Below are 14,448 nucleotides of genomic sequence, written 5' to 3'. Positions count from 1 at the left end.
CAGCAGATTTACTTGTCCAGAGAGCTGTGGCTTGCCGCTACGACCTGCTCGGCAACAGAATCATCCAGCACACCGGGCTGTTCGCTCTTCTGGACGAACATCAGGTACTCAATGTTGCCCTCAGGGCCTTTGACGGGACTGAAATCCAGTCCGCGCACGACGAAACCGTTTGCAGCGGCATATCCCATCGCATTGTGGAGCACTTCGCGGTGGGTGGCAGGGTCGCGGACGACACCGTTTTTACCCACCTTCTCGCGGCCAGCCTCGAACTGAGGCTTGACGAGGCAGACACCCATTGCGTCGGGCGTCGTGATAGCCTGCGCCACCGGGAAGATATGATGCAGCGAGATAAACGATACGTCCACGCTGAAAAACTCAACAGGCTCTGCCAGCATGTCCAGCGTGACATTGCGGATGTTGGTGCGCTCCATGTTGACGACGCGCTCGTCAGTGCGCAGGCTCCATGCCAGCTGACCGTAGCCGACGTCCACGGCATAGACCTTGACTGCACCGTTCTGCAGCATACAATCGGTAAAGCCGCCGGTGGACGCACCAATGTCCATACAGACCTTGCCGTTCGGCGTCAGAGGAAAGCACTGCATTGCCTTTTCCAGTTTGAGGCCGCCGCGGCTGACATAGCCGATGTCATGGCCGCGCACCTCGACCTTGGCGTCTTCCTTTATCATCTCGCCGGCCTTGTCCACCTTCTGCTCGTTGACAAAAACGACACCGGCCATGATGAGGGCTTTGGCGCGCTCACGGCTCTGGATCATGCCGTGCTGCACCAGATATTGGTCCAAACGAATTTTCAAAGTGTTTTCTCTCCTTTCGGGTCCGCTTCCCGCACAGCCTCGGCCAGATGTGCGGCATCCAGCCCGGTCGCCTGTTTGATTTGAGGCACCGTCGCGTGAGGCAGGCACAGCTTCTTCACAGCACGGTGGATGTACCGGCCCTGCCAGCCAGCATCCTGCAGGGCGCGGGCAAGGTGTTCGCCGATGCCGCCGCAGGCCACGCACTCTTCGGCCATCAGAACGACGGGATAGGCTGAAAGGTCACGAATTAATTCTTCCTCAAACGGGAAGATGCGCACCAGCTTATAAACATCGCAGGAGATGCCCTCTCTGGCCAGCAGCTCTGCGGCAGTGAGAACATCTTCTACCTCATCGGCGTAGCTCACCAGTGCGGCCTTTGCACCCGGTGTGAAAATGAGTTTATCGTATTCCTTGCCCGAGCAGCCGTATTTTGCCAGAGCTTTGCTCTCTCCGCCGCGGGGGTAACGGATGGCCCGGGGACCCTGCATCTCATGGCTCAGCAGGATGGGAAGCCAATGCCGCAGTTCTTCGTAGTTTGAAGGCGAATAGATGGGCATTCCGGTCTGGCTGAGAAAAGCCGGGTCGTAGATGCCCTGGTGTGTCTCACCGTCTCCGGGGACGAAACCTGCACGGTCCACCGCGAAGACGACATTTTCACGCAGAAGGTTGACGTCATGGATGATCTGGTCGTAGCTGCGCTGCAGGAAGGTCGAATAAATGCAGACCACCGGAAGCATCCCCTTGCTGGCCAGACCAGCTGCAAAGGTCACGGCATGCTGTTCGGCCATGCCGACATCGAAGAAGCGCTCCGGATGGGCATGACTGAAAAACTGCAGACCTGTGCCATATTTCATGGCGGCAGTAATGGCACAGAGGGTCTTATCGGTGTCTCCGGCAGCGCTGAGCGTCCGGCCAAAGGCATTCGAGAACGACTCGGCCGGAGCGACCTCGGGGTCAGGGATGCCGGTCAGGTCGAACTTGGAAACGCCATGGTAATTGCCGGGGTTCGACTCAGCGGGCGCATAGCCCTTGCCCTTTTTCGTCACGACATGGAGCAATGTCGGCCCGGGCTGAGCACAAACAGTCTGGAAAATGCGTTCCAATTCCGGCTCGTCGTGGCCGTCGATGAGTCCAAAATAGTGAAACCCCATATCCTCGAACATCGTGGAATGGTACATGGCCCGGCGAATTGCTTTTTTGCTGTTCTGAAGAGCGCTTTTGATGGGCGCTCCGATGACAGGCACACCGTTCAGGAAACTGTTGATATTTTCCTTGGCCGTAAAATAGCCGTTTGTGGTGCGCAGATGGCCCAGATAGCTTGCCAACGCACCGACATTATGGGAAATGGACATTTTATTATCGTTAAGGATGACCAGGAGATTGTCCAGCTTTCCGATATTGTTCATCCCCTCGTAGACCATGCCGCCGGTGAACGCACCGTCGCCGATGATGGCCACCACATGGCCCGGCTCCCCTTTCAGTTTTTTGGCCCATGCGATGCCGATGGCAACAGAAAGAGCCGTATTGCCATGTCCGGCGATAAAAGCGTCATGGGCGCTCTCATTGGGATTCGGAAAGCCCGAAAGTCCGTCCAGCTGCCGCAAGGTGCCAAAGCGCTTATACCTCCCGGTCAGGAGCTTATGGGTGTAGCACTGATGTCCTACGTCAAACACGAAAGCGTCCTGAGGGGTCTCAAAGACACGATGAAGTGCTACCGTCAACTCGACCGCGCCGAGATTGGAAGCAAGATGTCCGCCTGTTTTGGATACGCTGTCCAGCAGAAACTGACGGATCTCGCCGCAGAGCTGCTGGATCTGTGCGCTGTTCAAGCGCTTCAGGTCACGAGGCTGTGAAATATTCTGAAGCAATGAAGGATGCATAAAATGACCGTCCTCCTCACATTTCAAATTCCTGATGTTTTTTTTTCTTAGACAAGGTGCATGGGATACAGGCAGCCGACCACGATGCCGACGACCATGCCGGCCATGACCTGCAGGGGCGTATGGCCGACCATCTCCTTCAGATGCATATTCTGCAAAAACGGAGAGTTCTTTTCGCTGATGTCGATCCACTCTTCGATCATCTGGTTGAGCACTTTGGCCTGCTCGCCCGTCTCGTGGCGCACACCCATTGCATCGTGCATGGTGATGATGGCGACCACACTGGCCACAGCAAAAATAGCCGAGCTGACTCCCTCGCTGCGGGCTGCGGCAATGACCATCGCGCAGACTGTCGCGCTGTGGGCACTTGGCATACCGCCGTCGCCCCACATCCTCTCGAGCTGGAACTTGCCCAGCAGGATAAAGTTGATGATGGTCTTGAGCACCTGTGCAACGAACCAGCCCACGATGGAAACAGTCAATATCTCGTTGACCGAGAACAATTCTTTGATAAATTGCATAGTTTGTTCACCTTCTTGAATTTTATCGCAATCCCACAGCCGACGTCTCAAAAAGCAGCGCATTTGCGATATGTAGTCCTGTGCGATTTCTGAGACGATTTCGGCGCAGAATGCGACCGGCTCAGCTGCGGCGGTTCAGCAGTGTGCGGGCCAGCTGCTCCAAAAACGCACTCTTTTCGCCGAATGCGTCGCGCAGCGCTGTGCAGGTCTCGTCATTCAGCTTTTCCGCCAGCTGCATGGCACCGTCAACGCCGAACAGGGTGACAAAAGTCGTTTTGCCATTTTCGCTGTCGCTGCCAATGGGTTTGCCCAGCTGCTCGGCGGTTCCGGTCACGTCCAGCACATCGTCCACGACCTGGAACACGAGACCGATGCCATAAGCATATGCTTCCAGCGCCTTACGCTGAACCTCATTGGCCTGTGCTGCAGCACCGCCCATCTGGATGGCTGCATTGATGAGTGCGCCGGTCTTGTGGCGGTGGATGAGACGGAGCTGTTCCTCGGTAGCGGCAAGCGCCTCATATTTCAAATCGAGTTCCTGACCGTACACCATGCCTCGGCTGCCTGCACCTGCGCCCAGCGCCTGTGCCGCGTGGACACAGACAGAAGCGGGAGCAGGCGCACCGGCGACTGCCTCGAAAGCCTCGGTCAGCAGGACGTCACCGGCCAGCATCGCGGTGGATTCGCCGAATGCCTTGTGGCAGGAGGGCTTGCCGCGGCGCATATCGTCGTTATCCATGCAGGGCAGGTCATCATGGATGAGCGAATAGCAGTGCAGCATCTCGACTGCGGCTGCAAACTGCTCAGCTGCCTCGGCATTGCCGTGGAGCATATCACACACGGCCAGCACCAGCACAGCGCGAATGCGCTTGCCGCCGCCCAGCAGGCTGTAGCGCGCTGCGCGGCAGACGTCAGATTCCTCAGGCAGATAGCGCTCACACGCCTGGCTCAATGCCTTTTCAGCACGGGCCAGATATTCGTCATACTGCTTTTTATACTCTGCGCTCTCCATAATGGTTCCTCCCTGCAAACTGTTTGCTTTTATTCTTCTGTTTCGGGTCCTGCCTTTTCGCTGCGGGAAACATCGATCTCCTCCATTTGAAGCGATGCTTTTTCCAGCGCAGCATGGCAGTATTCCATCAGCGAAGCCGCTTCTGCATAGAGCTTGACCGACTCAGAAAGGGTCGTCTCTTCGCTCTGCATCTGGCTCAGGATGGTTTCCAGACGGGCCATGCCGTCTTCAAAGCTTTTGGGTGCTCTCATTCAGTTCCTCCACGGACGTGACCGTACATTCTGCTGTGTGCGCTGCACCGCGCAGGGTGAGCTTATCACCGGTTGCAAGAACATCTGCACTACACAGCCTGCCTTTGCTGTCATATACCATCGCATAGCCGCGCCCCAGTACCCGGTAGGGGCTGAGCGAGTCGGCCAGTGCTGCGGCGTGGCGCAGCTGCGCCTGCCGCTTCTGAATACAGCTTTGCGCAGCCGCCTCGAGTTCTTTCTGCACTGCGGCAAGCTCTGCCTGCCCACCGGTCAGTTTCCGACGGGTCATGTCATAGGAAAGCTGCTGCTCGGCCATCATCAGACGGCCAGACGCTGCATCCAGACGGCGCTGCATCGCGCTCTGACAGCCCTGTTCCAGCTGGGACAGGGCCCGCAGAAGCTCTGCACGATCCGGCACGGCTAATTCTGCCGCAGCCGATGGGGTCGGCGCACGGCGGTCCGCCACAAAGTCTAAAATGGTAAAGTCTATCTCATGCCCAATAGCACTGATAAGCGGCACTTTGCAGCGGTAAGCTGCCCGGGCGATGACCTCGGCGTTGAAGACCCAGAGGTCTTCCCTGCTGCCGCCGCCCCGGGCTACGATAATTTCGTCTACCCGACCGCTTTTGTCCAGCTTTCCGATGGCATCTGCGACCTGCTGCGCCGCCTCAAAGCCCTGCACATTGACCGGGCAGAGCAGGAGTTTCGCCGCAGGCCAGCGCCGACCAATGACATTGCGAATGTCCTGCAATGCCGCGCCGGTCTTGCTGGAGACGACGCCGATGCATTTGGGATACGTGGGCAGCGGCTTTTTGTGCTCTACCGCAAAAAGTCCCTCCTGCTCGAGTTTGGCTTTCAGCTGCTCAAAAGCAAGCTGCGCCGCACCAATGCCGTCCGGGAACATTTCGTTGACATAGATCTGGAACGCGCCGTCCCGCTCATAAAGAGTAGCACGGCATCGCACGACTACCTTCATGCCCTCTTCCGGGCGGAAGCCTAGCCGCCGCGCATCTGAGCGGAACATCACCGCTTTGACACTGGCGCTGGCGTCCCGGAGAGAAAAATAACAGTGGCCGCTGCGGGCGTTCTGTACGAAGTTTGCAATCTCGCCCCGCAGTGCCAAATCGAACAGGATGTCATTTGCATCCAGCAGCGTCTTGACATACTGGTTCAGGGCCGAGACGGTGATCACTTCAGCCATAGCCCGGCCTCCCGTGCGGCGAGGATAGATACGCCGATGGCGTTGTCACTGGAATACTGGCCGGGTACGAAATACACCTGCGGGAGGCGCTGCTGCACCCAGCTGCGAATGATGTCACTGCTCATCACGCCGCCTGCACAGACCACAGCAAGCCCGGGATATTCCTTCTGAGCCGCTTTGGTCATCTTGACCACGGTATCTGCCACGCAGAGCAGGCAGTACTTACAGACATAGGCAGGGCTTTTGCCAGCTGTCAACAAAGCATTGCACTGGTTTTCCAGCCCGGAAAGGCTGCATTCCATGCCTCGGACACTGGATTTCGGTTTTATCGTCACATCACATTCCGCGGCCAGACGAGAGACTTCGACGCCAGCCGGGAATCCAAAGCCCAGCTTGACGCCCACACGGTCCACAGCCTGTCCGGCGTAGAGGTCGGAGCTGGTCCCCAGCGTTTCGATATGCTTCACTTCATCGCAAAGGAGCAGGTCAGTCGTGCCGCCGGAAATATGGAACAGCAGTGTTTTCTCGCGGAAGAACTCTTCACCCTTGGCCGCAAACAGTGCCGCCGCCGCATGGCCCTGCTGATGGGTCGTGCGGACGAGCGGGATGCCCCGGGCCAGCGCGAACGCCTCGGCAGCGCTGACGCCCGCCAGAAAACAGGGCATATAACTGCCCTCTACCGGACGGGGCTTTTCCGACACGCCTACGGCACTGATTTTGGTCAAATCGAATTCACCGCTCAGTTCTTTCAGCATCTCAGGCAGAGCTGCTGTGTGGTGAAAAAGGGCGTCGCTCTGGCGCAGCCCAAGCTGGCCCTCCTTCACCGGAAGGAAACGCTTTTTTGCGCAAACAACCTCTCCGGCTGTATCAAAGACAGCCAGAGAGGTTGCATAATTGCTGGTGTCGATGCCCAGCGTATAGCTGCTCACAGCTGCTCAGGCTCTGCGTCCAGACCCTGCTCGCGTGCCACCGTACCCAGCAGACCGTTGACGAACTGATAATCCTCGTCTGCGCCATACTTTTTGGTCAGCTCGACTGCCTCATTGATGACGACGCCAGGCTTTTTCTCGTCGCCGTACAGCATCTCGGCCAGACCCAGACGGAGCACCGTCAGGCTCACGCGGGGCAGACGCTCCATCGTCCAGTTGCGCAGATGGGCGCTGATGAGGTCGTCCACCTCTGCGGAATGCTCATAATAAGCCCGCAGCAGGCGCTGGCCAAAAACATCCACCGGATGCTCTTCATCGCACTCGTGGTGGTTGTCCAGAGCCTCCTGCAGGGGAATGTCACCAAAAGTCTGAGAAAATGCCAGCAGAAATGCATTTTCGCGTGCTTCACGACGGGGCAAAATATTTTCCATAATGTTCCTCTCACAGCGGCAAGGCCCTCCCTTTTGCGGGAAGGCCGACCGCAATTCTCTTTTACGTTTTGTTTCTCGGCTCAGGCCTGCGGCTCAGCCGCCGGGGCCAGACCGGCAATGACGAGGTCAACGCGGCTGACCGTAACATTGGTCATGTTCTGGACGGCAGACTTGACGTTTTCCTGCACCTTTTCAGCCACAGCCGGGATGCGCGCGCCAAAGGCTGCTACAATTTCCAGAGTGATCTCTGCCGTGCCGTCTCGCATCTCTACGGTAACGGGCGACTGGACGTTGGCGCGCTCGAGAAGGTCTTTCACCTTCCGGTTCTGCTTGCCGCAGGACACTTCTGCCACGCCCTCGATCTCCAGCGCTGCACAGCGGGCGATCTTGCCGATGACCTCTGTGGAGATCTGCAGACTGCCGCCTTTAAGATCCATGTTCTGTAAATCCATTCTATGGCCCTCCATCCAAAATGAGCGAATGCCCATTTTATTTTATGCGTTCCATGCAAAGAGAGTACCCCTTTGCAAAACCTTTGATGTCATTATACCATTTTCTCCGGTTTTATACAACACCTTACTTCACTTCCACCACAGTAATATTCTGCGCAGTCACCTCGCTCTTGCTGAGCACGATGTCCCGTATCTGGGCCACCTGTGCCGCCGTCAGCGCGTCGCCGGAGGTCATCACGGTCAGGTCAGCCCGGCCGGACTGCAAAAAGCAGAGGCAGTCGGCAAAGCCTTTCGCCTTGACCAGCGTTTCTATCTCATTTTCTGCGTTGAGGTCTTCGAGGTTGGAAGTCAGCTGCTGGGTATAACCTTTTTTCTCCTCGGCGGAAAGGCCCGAGGTCTTGAGGGTCTTCTGGATCGTGTCCATCGCTTCATCGTGAGCTTTCTGGCGCTTGAGACGGGCTTCCTCAAAGAATTTTGCGCCTGCGTCGTTGGCCACGCTGACGAGCTGGGCCTCCCCATAATTCTTGTTGGCACTGGATATTGCTTCGGCCTCCGTCATCAGCCCATCGGTAACGGGTGCTGCCACAGGCTCACCCTCCACAGCCACCGCTGAGACGTTGACAGCCTCTTCATCCACACCGATGCCGGTGCGGGCATACTGCCAGTTAAGGTATACCGCCACGACCAGCGCGGCCGCAAGGGTCAGCGCTGTGACCCTGCGTGTGTTTTTGGTGATAGCTCTCATTTGTGTCTCCTCCTTGCATAACTTATATTTCATCGCTGCAAAAAATCATTCCCGGCGCTGCTCTACGCAGATGCGGTTGGACGGAACATCCAGCAGCGCCCCCACCAGCTCGGTGATTCGGGCGGCGACCCGGACATCTCCCCCGCCCTCGCACACCACGGCCACCCCGCACACTCTGGGGGTGCAGACTGTCTGTGCCAGCGCGGTCCCGTCGTCCAGCAGCACATGGGTCTGCTGTTCCTGGGTCTGTCCCGAGAGCGTGTCCAGAGCATAGATGGTCTCCTCTCCGCTTTCCAGTGTTATCATCACGGTGGTCTTTCCCGCGCCCTCTACCTGCGCGATGAGGTCGGAAAGCTGCTGCTCGAGCTGCTGGCGGTAGACGTTGTCATCCGCCGGGGCGGCGCTTGTTGCGGCGGTCTTCTCTGAAGGGGTGAACAGCTCCGACAGCAGGATGAGCAGCATGGCCGCCGCGCCCAGCAAAACCGCCAGCCGGGCGCGTTTTTCCTTCTGCGCGAGGTCCTTCAGCCGTGAAAAAAGCTCGTTGTTCATAGCACATCCTCCCCGCTGGGGCTGTTCCATTTAATGCATTCCGGTCCCAGCTGAAGCTGTCCTTCCAGCAGCGCTTCTATTGCCCGCTTCTGCGAGGCAGTGACGGCGTCCTGAGGGACGATCTGTACCTCAGCCGCTTCCACGCCCTCAGCGGTCTGGCTCAGAATGATATTCAGCCTGAGCGAAACACCCGCCTCGCTGAGACAGCGTTCTTCGAGCGTACGGGAGAGTTCTTCTGCCGTCTGTGCCAGAACAGCATCCTCCAGACTGCCTACCGAGACCGCCGGCACCTGCGGCAGTTCCAATGCGGCAAACTGCGCCTTTGCGCCGGGCAGAGCATCCGCAAAGACTACTAGAATATATAGCCCTGCCACCGCTTTTATGCACTTCTGCCCCCAGCCCTGTCCGACAAAGCGGGAGAGCAGCTCGGCGCAGATACAGGCCGTACAGAAGACCGCCGCTGCCCGTTCCAGTGCCTGCATCATGAACCACCTCCTACGATGAACAGCAGTGTTACCCCTGCCGCCGCCAGCCCGAAGAAAAGCGCCACCACCGCTGCCATACAGCGCACCGCCTCGGCAAAACAGTCGAATAATGCGCGGCAGCGGGAGATGCCAGTGAGACTGCAGAGCAGACTGCATCCCATCAGAAGAGCCAGCTGTATCATCAGCCCCAGATAGAGCGGCACGAACTCCGCGCCCAGCACCGACAGAGCTGCCAGCCCCAGCCCGCTCTTGAGGAGCTGTATCCCTGCGAGGATGGATTCCGATGCACTGCTGAGAGTCTGCCCGATGATGGGAACGCTCCCTGCCAAAAGCTGGCCGGTACGGAGCGAAAAGCGGTCCAGCTGGAATGCTGCAGCCCTCTGCAGGCCCAGCAGAGCCACCAGAATTTTTCCGGCCCAGCCCAGCGCCTGACGGAGCGCACTGCCGACGCCCTTGCAGAAAACGCCGAGGGCTGGTTCAGAGCTGACGCAGCAGGCCATGCTGAGCATCAGATAGCAGTGGAGCAGCGGCTGAACGAAGGCCGCTGCCAGTTGAGCCAGAAAGCAGAGTGCCGTCAGCAGCGCTCCACTGGCCGCACTGCCTGCTGCTCCTTCCCCTCCCATCGTGAGGACACCGGCATAGACGGGAAGGAACCCCAACAGAAAGCTGCGCCAGCTCTCCACCTGTTCACAAAGCTTCTGGGCTTCTTCCAGCAGACTCCCCCAGAGCAGGACGCCGCAGCCGCCTGCCGCCACCAGATCCAGCAAGGCCCCATCGGTGCATTCCCCGGCAAGAAGCCCCAGCACCGCTGTCAGCGTCAGGAACAGGAGCACTGACGTATAGCGACTTGCCGTCTGGCGCACCAGTGCGCCGAAGGATCGGGGCAGAAAGCTTTTCAGTGTTTCCCATGGTGAGGATGCCGCCTTTTCGAGGTCGATGCGGCTCTGCTGCAAATAGGGCTCCCAGAGAGAACTGCCCGGCAGAGCTGTGCTCGAAGCGGCCATCGCCGCCGGGGCCGCGAGTGCAAAGCTCGTCCACAAGAACAGTATTGCCAGACTCAAACGGAAAAGCTTGTCTCTTTTCATCCTGCGATGCTCCCTATCTTCTGGCCGATCTCTTCCAGCAGGGGCCACGCTGCCGCAAGCACCAGCACCCGGCCGGCCAGTGCCGTACACCACGCCAGCGATTCAGCCCCCGCCTCCTCGCAGAGCGAGTGGGCGTAATCGGCCAGCAGGATGATGCCTGTACACCGCAGCAGACAGGAAAAGGCGTCGCCGCCTGCCCGCTGTTCCAGTTTTGTCAGCCCGGAAAGCACGGTCTGCGCCGCTGCGCTGATTTTCCACAGCACAAGGACAGCGGCTCCCATTGAGACAAACAGCCCGAAAGCCGGGGCGCTTTTCTGGAACAGGGTGTACAGCACAGCCCCCATCACCGCAAGTCCCAGCATCGTTAGGGCGCTCATAGCGCAAAGAGGGACTTGATGGTGACAAAAAGCACGCTGATCTGCTTGACCAGGATGGACAGCACTACCACCAACCCCGCCAGTGTGGTCATCATGGCCTGGTCTTCCCGGCCTGAGCGGATGAGCAGCTGGTTGAGCACCGCCACGATGATGCCGATGGCCGCGATCTTGAAAATCAGGTCGATGTCCATACACATTCCCCCTATCTTTCATCAGAGGCAGAGGATGGCCGCCGCCAGTCCGGCAGCAAATCCCAGCTTGTGACTCAATTCCAGCTGAGGGCGGGCGTGTTCCTGCGCCTGCTGCAAAAACAGCGTGAACCGCTCTTGATAAAATGCCAGCCGCTGACACTCCTGCTCTGCCTCCATCCGGCCAAGGCCCGAGAAGCACTCGATGAAACAGTCGCGTTCCAGGCGCGTCAGACCGGGCAGCGGACAAAGGCCCCGGAAGCTTTCGCCCGTGACAAGCCCCTCCTGTTTCAGTCTGCGGAAAAGCAAGGTGAGGTCCGTGTGACGATAGTTTATCTCCTGCCGGACGCGCTGCAAAAGCAAAAGCGTCTTTTCCAGCGCCGCCAGATGCCGCCGCGTATTCTGGCAGGCCGCATCCCCTGCGCACCAGCCGCAGCCCAGCCAGAACAGCGCACAGACGACTCGAAGCGTTTTCACGAAACACGCACCTCTTTCAGCTGCCCCGGCGCAGTGCGGCCTTTCAGAAGCACTGCCACATGGAGCGCACCGCACTTTTGCAGATACTGCACCTGCGGGCGGCGGGCAGCTTCTTCCCAGCTGGCAGCGTGAAGTGTGGCGATAAATTCCACCCCGCTGAAAAGTCCCTGCTCCAGCGCGTAAAGCTCGTCCATCCCGCCCAGCTCGTCCAATAAGATGACCTGCGGCGAGAGGGTGCGCAGAGCCATCTGCACCGCCTGTCCCTTGGGTATGCCGCTGAGGATGTCGAGCGGAAGCGCCGCGCTTTCCTCCGAGGGGAATATCTCTCTCCGCTCGTCGATGACGGCCACGGCCCTATTCTGTTTTGCAAGTTCCCGGGCGACACCTCGCAGAAGGGTCGTTTTGCCGCTGTCGGGTTCCCCCATCAGGAGCATCCCGATAAATCGCTGCTGTAGAATATCCCGGAGTTTCTGTGGCAGAGGAAATTCCCGGTTCCGGGCAACGCGGACATTCACCGAGCGCAGCTCCTGCAAGACGGCGCTCTGCCCCGGTGCGCAGTAAAACTGTCCGGCCAGCCCGGCGCGGCACCCACAGCTGAGCGTGACATAGCCCACCGCAATTTCTGTCTCGTGGCTGTGTACCGACCCGCCGCAGAGGGTGACGAATATCTCTTCCATCTGCAAGGGCGTCAGCCGGAGCTTCTGCAAAGCAGGCAGCTCCGCCGGGCAGCAGGGCTTTCCGCCGATGGTCAACTGTACTCCACAGCCGACCCGGAGGCGTATCTCATGTACCTGTTCTGCAATGCCCGGCGGCAGGGCGCTCAAAGGCCGTGCCAGCCATGCGGGCAAAGCCCGAACAGCGCGGTAATACTCGTCCATCTTGTTTCTCCTTCGGTCTCGTCATTTTGGCTTCTTGCTCCTACTGTATGCGGCGTCAGAGTTTTTAGAACGCAAAAAAGGCCCACACAGCGGGGACACCCACTGCATGAGCCTTTTGAGTCTATTCTATTTAAGCTTCCGGTTCATCCCGCAGCATGGCAAGGAATTCTTCCTCCGTCAGCACAGGTACGCCGAGGGCCTGTGCCTTGGTCAGTTTGGAGCCTGCTGCTGTGCCAGCCACAACGTAAGCCGTCTTTTTGGAGACTGAGCCGCTGGCTTTGCCGCCGTTTTTGACGATGAGAGCCTCTGCCTCATTGCGGGAGAGCGTCTCGAGGGTGCCGGTGACGACCAGCGTCATTCCCGCCAGCTTGTCGCCCTTCGGTTCGCCCTTCCAGGCCATGTTCACCCCGGCGTCAGCCAGACGATGGATAAGGTCTGTGGTGCCGTCCTTGGCGAAGAACTCTACCACGCTCTGGCCCATCACGCCTCCGAAACCGTCGATCTCGCTGATTTTTTCAATATCTGCCTCCCGGATGGCTTCCAGTGTGCCGAAGTGCTCAGCCAGCAATGCAGCGGCCTTGTCGCCGATGTTGCGGATGCCGAAGCCGAACAGCAGCTTGTCAAGATTGTTCTGCTTGGAATTTTCGATGGCGTGGAGAAGATTCGTTGCGCTCTTCTCCTTGAACTTTTCCAGTGTCAGCAGCTGCTCGAGCGTCAAATCATAAAGGTCTGCCGCCGAGTGAACGAGGTCCTTTTCCACCAGCTGTGTCGCTACGGCAGTTCCCAAGCCGTCGATGTCCATCGCATCGCGGGAAGCAAAATGGATGATGTTGCGCAGAGACTGGGCCGGACATTCCGGGTTGACACAGCGCAGGGCAGCTTCATCCTCGAGATGGACGACCGGTGCGCCGCAGGACGGGCAGGCTGTCGGCATCCGGTAAGGCTCCGCGTTCTCCGGGTGATGGACGACGCCGATGACCTCCGGGATGATGTCGCCGGCTTTCCGCACCTGAATGGTATCGCCGATGCAGAGGCCGAACTGGCGGATGAAATCCTCGTTGTGGAGGGTCGCGCGGGCCACCGTCGTACCGGCGAGGAAGACCGGGTCGAAGCAGGCGGTCGGGGTCAATACGCCTGTGCGGCCCACAGCGACCTCGATGCTGCGCAAGGTCGTCTCCTTGACTTCGGGCGGATACTTAAACGCGATGGCCCAGCGGGGGAACTTATTGGTAGAGCCCATCAGGTCGCGCTGGGCGAAGTTGTTGACCTTGATGACCGCACCATCCATGTCGAAATCGAGCTTTGAGCGGTTCTGTCCGATCTGCTCGATTTCCTTGATCGCGTCCTCAATGTCGTGGACGATGTGGTAGCGGGGAGAGACCGGCAGGCCGAGACTTTTGAGGTAATCGAGGCTTTCCGCGTGGGTAGTCAGCTCCTTGCCATGCACCTGCTGGACGTTGAAAACAAAAATCGAAAGGCCGCGGCTCCCGGTGATCTTGGCGTCCTTCTGGCGCAGCGAACCGGCGGCGGCGTTGCGGGGATTCTTGAAGGGTGCCGCGCCCTGCAATTCCTGCTCGGCGCAGAGGTGCTGGAACGCCTCATGGGGCATATAAACCTCGCCGCGCACCTCGAGAAACTCAGGGGCATTTTTCAGCTTTTTCGGTATCTTTTTGATAGCCCGGACATTGGCGGTGACGTCCTCGCCTACGACACCGTCGCCGCGGGTAGAAGCACGGACCAGTTCACCGTTCTCGTACTCAAGGCTGCAAGAAAGACCGTCGATCTTGATTTCAACGACATACTCCGGCTCGATACCCGCGTCACGCACTCTGCGGTCGAAATCACGCAGTTCATCGTAGGAAAATGCATCCAGCAAACTTTCCATCTTGACGGCATGTGTCACTTTTGCGAAGCGCCCACTGGGGGTGCCGCCGACATGCTGGGTGGGCGAAGCCGGAGTGACCAGCTCCGGGTACTGCGCTTCCAGCTCCTTCAATTCCCGCGTCAGGGCGTCGTATTCAAAGTCCTCGAGTTCGGGGGCGTCCTGGTCGTAATAAAGGCGGTTATTCTTCTCGATAACAGCGCGCAGTTCCTCTACGCGCTTCTTGGCTTGTTCCAGTTCCACAGTTCCACTCTCCTGCCTGACGCGGGACAGAGCGCCGCGTCTTGATTCTC

The 14,448-nt window shown here is 58.7% G+C and carries 18 protein-coding genes; all 18 read right to left on the bottom strand.

The window, feature by feature from the left end; all coding sequences use genetic code 11:
- Nucleotides 1–8: 8 nt before the first annotated feature.
- The 18 genes from AAAU26_RS08145 to ligA all read right to left on the bottom strand — a co-directional run bounded on the left by AAAU26_RS08145 (nucleotide 9) and on the right by ligA (nucleotide 14,398).
- Nucleotides 9–812: a TlyA family RNA methyltransferase gene (locus AAAU26_RS08145; protein WP_158394498.1), complete on the bottom strand. Its 804-nt coding sequence runs from the start codon at nucleotides 810–812 to the stop codon at nucleotides 9–11.
- The gene (gene dxs, locus AAAU26_RS08140; RefSeq protein ID WP_227618489.1) at nucleotides 809–2,692 is read right to left on the bottom strand and encodes a 1-deoxy-D-xylulose-5-phosphate synthase; all 1,884 of its coding nucleotides are present in this window, start codon (nucleotides 2,690–2,692) and stop codon (nucleotides 809–811) included. The genes AAAU26_RS08145 and dxs overlap by 4 nt, the downstream gene beginning before the upstream one ends.
- Nucleotides 2,693–2,739: 47 nt before the next feature.
- A complete protein-coding gene (locus AAAU26_RS08135) occupies nucleotides 2,740–3,213 on the bottom strand; it encodes a divergent PAP2 family protein (protein ID WP_158394496.1) in 474 nt (157 codons plus the stop codon).
- A 121-nt stretch (nucleotides 3,214–3,334) separates the two neighbouring features.
- Nucleotides 3,335–4,225 carry a polyprenyl synthetase family protein gene (locus tag AAAU26_RS08130; protein WP_227618488.1) on the bottom strand — a complete coding sequence of 297 codons (891 nt, stop codon included), beginning with the start codon at nucleotides 4,223–4,225 and terminating at the stop codon, nucleotides 3,335–3,337.
- Nucleotides 4,226–4,254: 29 nt separating this feature from the next.
- Nucleotides 4,255–4,476, bottom strand: a complete 222-nt coding sequence (gene xseB / locus AAAU26_RS08125; RefSeq protein ID WP_227618487.1) for an exodeoxyribonuclease VII small subunit — start codon at nucleotides 4,474–4,476, stop codon at nucleotides 4,255–4,257.
- Nucleotides 4,454–5,677: an exodeoxyribonuclease VII large subunit gene (xseA, locus tag AAAU26_RS08120; protein ID WP_227618486.1), complete on the bottom strand. Its 1,224-nt coding sequence runs from the start codon at nucleotides 5,675–5,677 to the stop codon at nucleotides 4,454–4,456. The genes xseB and xseA overlap by 23 nt, the downstream gene beginning before the upstream one ends.
- Nucleotides 5,665–6,606 carry a tRNA (adenosine(37)-N6)-threonylcarbamoyltransferase complex transferase subunit TsaD gene (locus AAAU26_RS08115; protein WP_158403100.1) on the bottom strand — a complete coding sequence of 314 codons (942 nt, stop codon included), beginning with the start codon at nucleotides 6,604–6,606 and terminating at the stop codon, nucleotides 5,665–5,667. The genes xseA and AAAU26_RS08115 overlap by 13 nt, the downstream gene beginning before the upstream one ends.
- Nucleotides 6,603–7,037 (bottom strand): transcription antitermination factor NusB, encoded by a 435-nt coding sequence (gene nusB, locus AAAU26_RS08110; RefSeq protein ID WP_015564113.1) that lies wholly within the window; start codon nucleotides 7,035–7,037, stop codon nucleotides 6,603–6,605. Before nusB ends, AAAU26_RS08115 begins: the two co-directional genes overlap by 4 nt.
- Before the next feature lie 80 nt (nucleotides 7,038–7,117).
- Entirely contained in the window at nucleotides 7,118–7,504 is a 387-nt protein-coding gene (locus tag AAAU26_RS08105; protein ID WP_149793355.1) for an Asp23/Gls24 family envelope stress response protein, read from the bottom strand.
- Between the two features lie 109 nt (nucleotides 7,505–7,613).
- Nucleotides 7,614–8,234, bottom strand: coding sequence for a SpoIIIAH-like family protein (locus tag AAAU26_RS08100; RefSeq protein WP_207675911.1), 621 nt, complete (start codon nucleotides 8,232–8,234; stop codon nucleotides 7,614–7,616).
- 45 nt (nucleotides 8,235–8,279) lie between these two features.
- Nucleotides 8,280–8,783, bottom strand: coding sequence for a stage III sporulation protein AG (locus tag AAAU26_RS08095; protein ID WP_227618485.1), 504 nt, complete (start codon nucleotides 8,781–8,783; stop codon nucleotides 8,280–8,282).
- A complete protein-coding gene (locus AAAU26_RS08090) occupies nucleotides 8,780–9,268 on the bottom strand; it encodes a hypothetical protein (protein WP_227618484.1) in 489 nt (162 codons plus the stop codon). Before AAAU26_RS08090 ends, AAAU26_RS08095 begins: the two co-directional genes overlap by 4 nt.
- Nucleotides 9,265–10,353 (bottom strand): stage III sporulation protein AE, encoded by a 1,089-nt coding sequence (locus AAAU26_RS08085; RefSeq protein ID WP_158394489.1) that lies wholly within the window; start codon nucleotides 10,351–10,353, stop codon nucleotides 9,265–9,267. Before AAAU26_RS08085 ends, AAAU26_RS08090 begins: the two co-directional genes overlap by 4 nt.
- Nucleotides 10,350–10,715 carry a SpoIIIAC/SpoIIIAD family protein gene (locus AAAU26_RS08080; protein ID WP_015564107.1) on the bottom strand — a complete coding sequence of 122 codons (366 nt, stop codon included), beginning with the start codon at nucleotides 10,713–10,715 and terminating at the stop codon, nucleotides 10,350–10,352. Before AAAU26_RS08080 ends, AAAU26_RS08085 begins: the two co-directional genes overlap by 4 nt.
- An 11-nt stretch (nucleotides 10,716–10,726) precedes the next feature.
- Nucleotides 10,727–10,921, bottom strand: a complete 195-nt coding sequence (gene spoIIIAC / locus AAAU26_RS08075; RefSeq protein ID WP_015564106.1) for a stage III sporulation protein AC — start codon at nucleotides 10,919–10,921, stop codon at nucleotides 10,727–10,729.
- Nucleotides 10,922–10,942: 21 nt separating this feature from the next.
- Nucleotides 10,943–11,395 (bottom strand): hypothetical protein, encoded by a 453-nt coding sequence (locus tag AAAU26_RS08070; RefSeq protein ID WP_227618483.1) that lies wholly within the window; start codon nucleotides 11,393–11,395, stop codon nucleotides 10,943–10,945.
- Complete coding sequence (locus AAAU26_RS08065; protein WP_207675905.1) at nucleotides 11,392–12,273, bottom strand: ATPase, T2SS/T4P/T4SS family; 882 nt, start codon at nucleotides 12,271–12,273, stop codon at nucleotides 11,392–11,394. Before AAAU26_RS08065 ends, AAAU26_RS08070 begins: the two co-directional genes overlap by 4 nt.
- Before the next feature lie 130 nt (nucleotides 12,274–12,403).
- Nucleotides 12,404–14,398, bottom strand: a complete 1,995-nt coding sequence (gene ligA / locus AAAU26_RS08060; RefSeq protein WP_227618482.1) for an NAD-dependent DNA ligase LigA — start codon at nucleotides 14,396–14,398, stop codon at nucleotides 12,404–12,406.
- Between the last annotated feature and the right edge of the window lie 50 nt (nucleotides 14,399–14,448).

Source organism: Faecalibacterium longum (assembly GCF_040094125.1).
Lineage (GTDB): Bacteria > Bacillota > Clostridia > Oscillospirales > Ruminococcaceae > Faecalibacterium > Faecalibacterium longum.
Note: the sequence above shows the minus strand (reverse complement) of the source record. Positions and strands in the feature narration are given on the sequence as shown.

What these genes read in the sequence shown, in the direction of transcription:
- spoIIIAC (WP_015564106.1), bottom strand. Translation starts at nt 10,921, where the DNA reads ATGGACATCGACCTGATTTTCAAGATCGCGGCCATCGGCATCATCGTG.
- AAAU26_RS08135 (WP_158394496.1), bottom strand. Translation starts at nt 3,213, where the DNA reads ATGCAATTTATCAAAGAATTGTTCTCGGTCAACGAGATATTGACTGTT.
- AAAU26_RS08130 (WP_227618488.1), bottom strand. Translation starts at nt 4,225, where the DNA reads ATGGAGAGCGCAGAGTATAAAAAGCAGTATGACGAATATCTGGCCCGT.
- AAAU26_RS08085 (WP_158394489.1), bottom strand. Translation starts at nt 10,353, where the DNA reads ATGAAAAGAGACAAGCTTTTCCGTTTGAGTCTGGCAATACTGTTCTTG.
- nusB (WP_015564113.1), bottom strand. Translation starts at nt 7,037, where the DNA reads ATGGAAAATATTTTGCCCCGTCGTGAAGCACGCGAAAATGCATTTCTG.
- AAAU26_RS08100 (WP_207675911.1), bottom strand. Translation starts at nt 8,234, where the DNA reads ATGAGAGCTATCACCAAAAACACACGCAGGGTCACAGCGCTGACCCTT.
- AAAU26_RS08090 (WP_227618484.1), bottom strand. Translation starts at nt 9,268, where the DNA reads ATGATGCAGGCACTGGAACGGGCAGCGGCGGTCTTCTGTACGGCCTGT.
- AAAU26_RS08095 (WP_227618485.1), bottom strand. Translation starts at nt 8,783, where the DNA reads ATGAACAACGAGCTTTTTTCACGGCTGAAGGACCTCGCGCAGAAGGAA.
- AAAU26_RS08080 (WP_015564107.1), bottom strand. Translation starts at nt 10,715, where the DNA reads ATGCTGGGACTTGCGGTGATGGGGGCTGTGCTGTACACCCTGTTCCAG.
- dxs (WP_227618489.1), bottom strand. Translation starts at nt 2,692, where the DNA reads ATGCATCCTTCATTGCTTCAGAATATTTCACAGCCTCGTGACCTGAAG.
- AAAU26_RS08105 (WP_149793355.1), bottom strand. Translation starts at nt 7,504, where the DNA reads ATGGAGGGCCATAGAATGGATTTACAGAACATGGATCTTAAAGGCGGC.
- xseA (WP_227618486.1), bottom strand. Translation starts at nt 5,677, where the DNA reads ATGGCTGAAGTGATCACCGTCTCGGCCCTGAACCAGTATGTCAAGACG.
- xseB (WP_227618487.1), bottom strand. Translation starts at nt 4,476, where the DNA reads ATGAGAGCACCCAAAAGCTTTGAAGACGGCATGGCCCGTCTGGAAACC.
- AAAU26_RS08065 (WP_207675905.1), bottom strand. Translation starts at nt 12,273, where the DNA reads ATGGACGAGTATTACCGCGCTGTTCGGGCTTTGCCCGCATGGCTGGCA.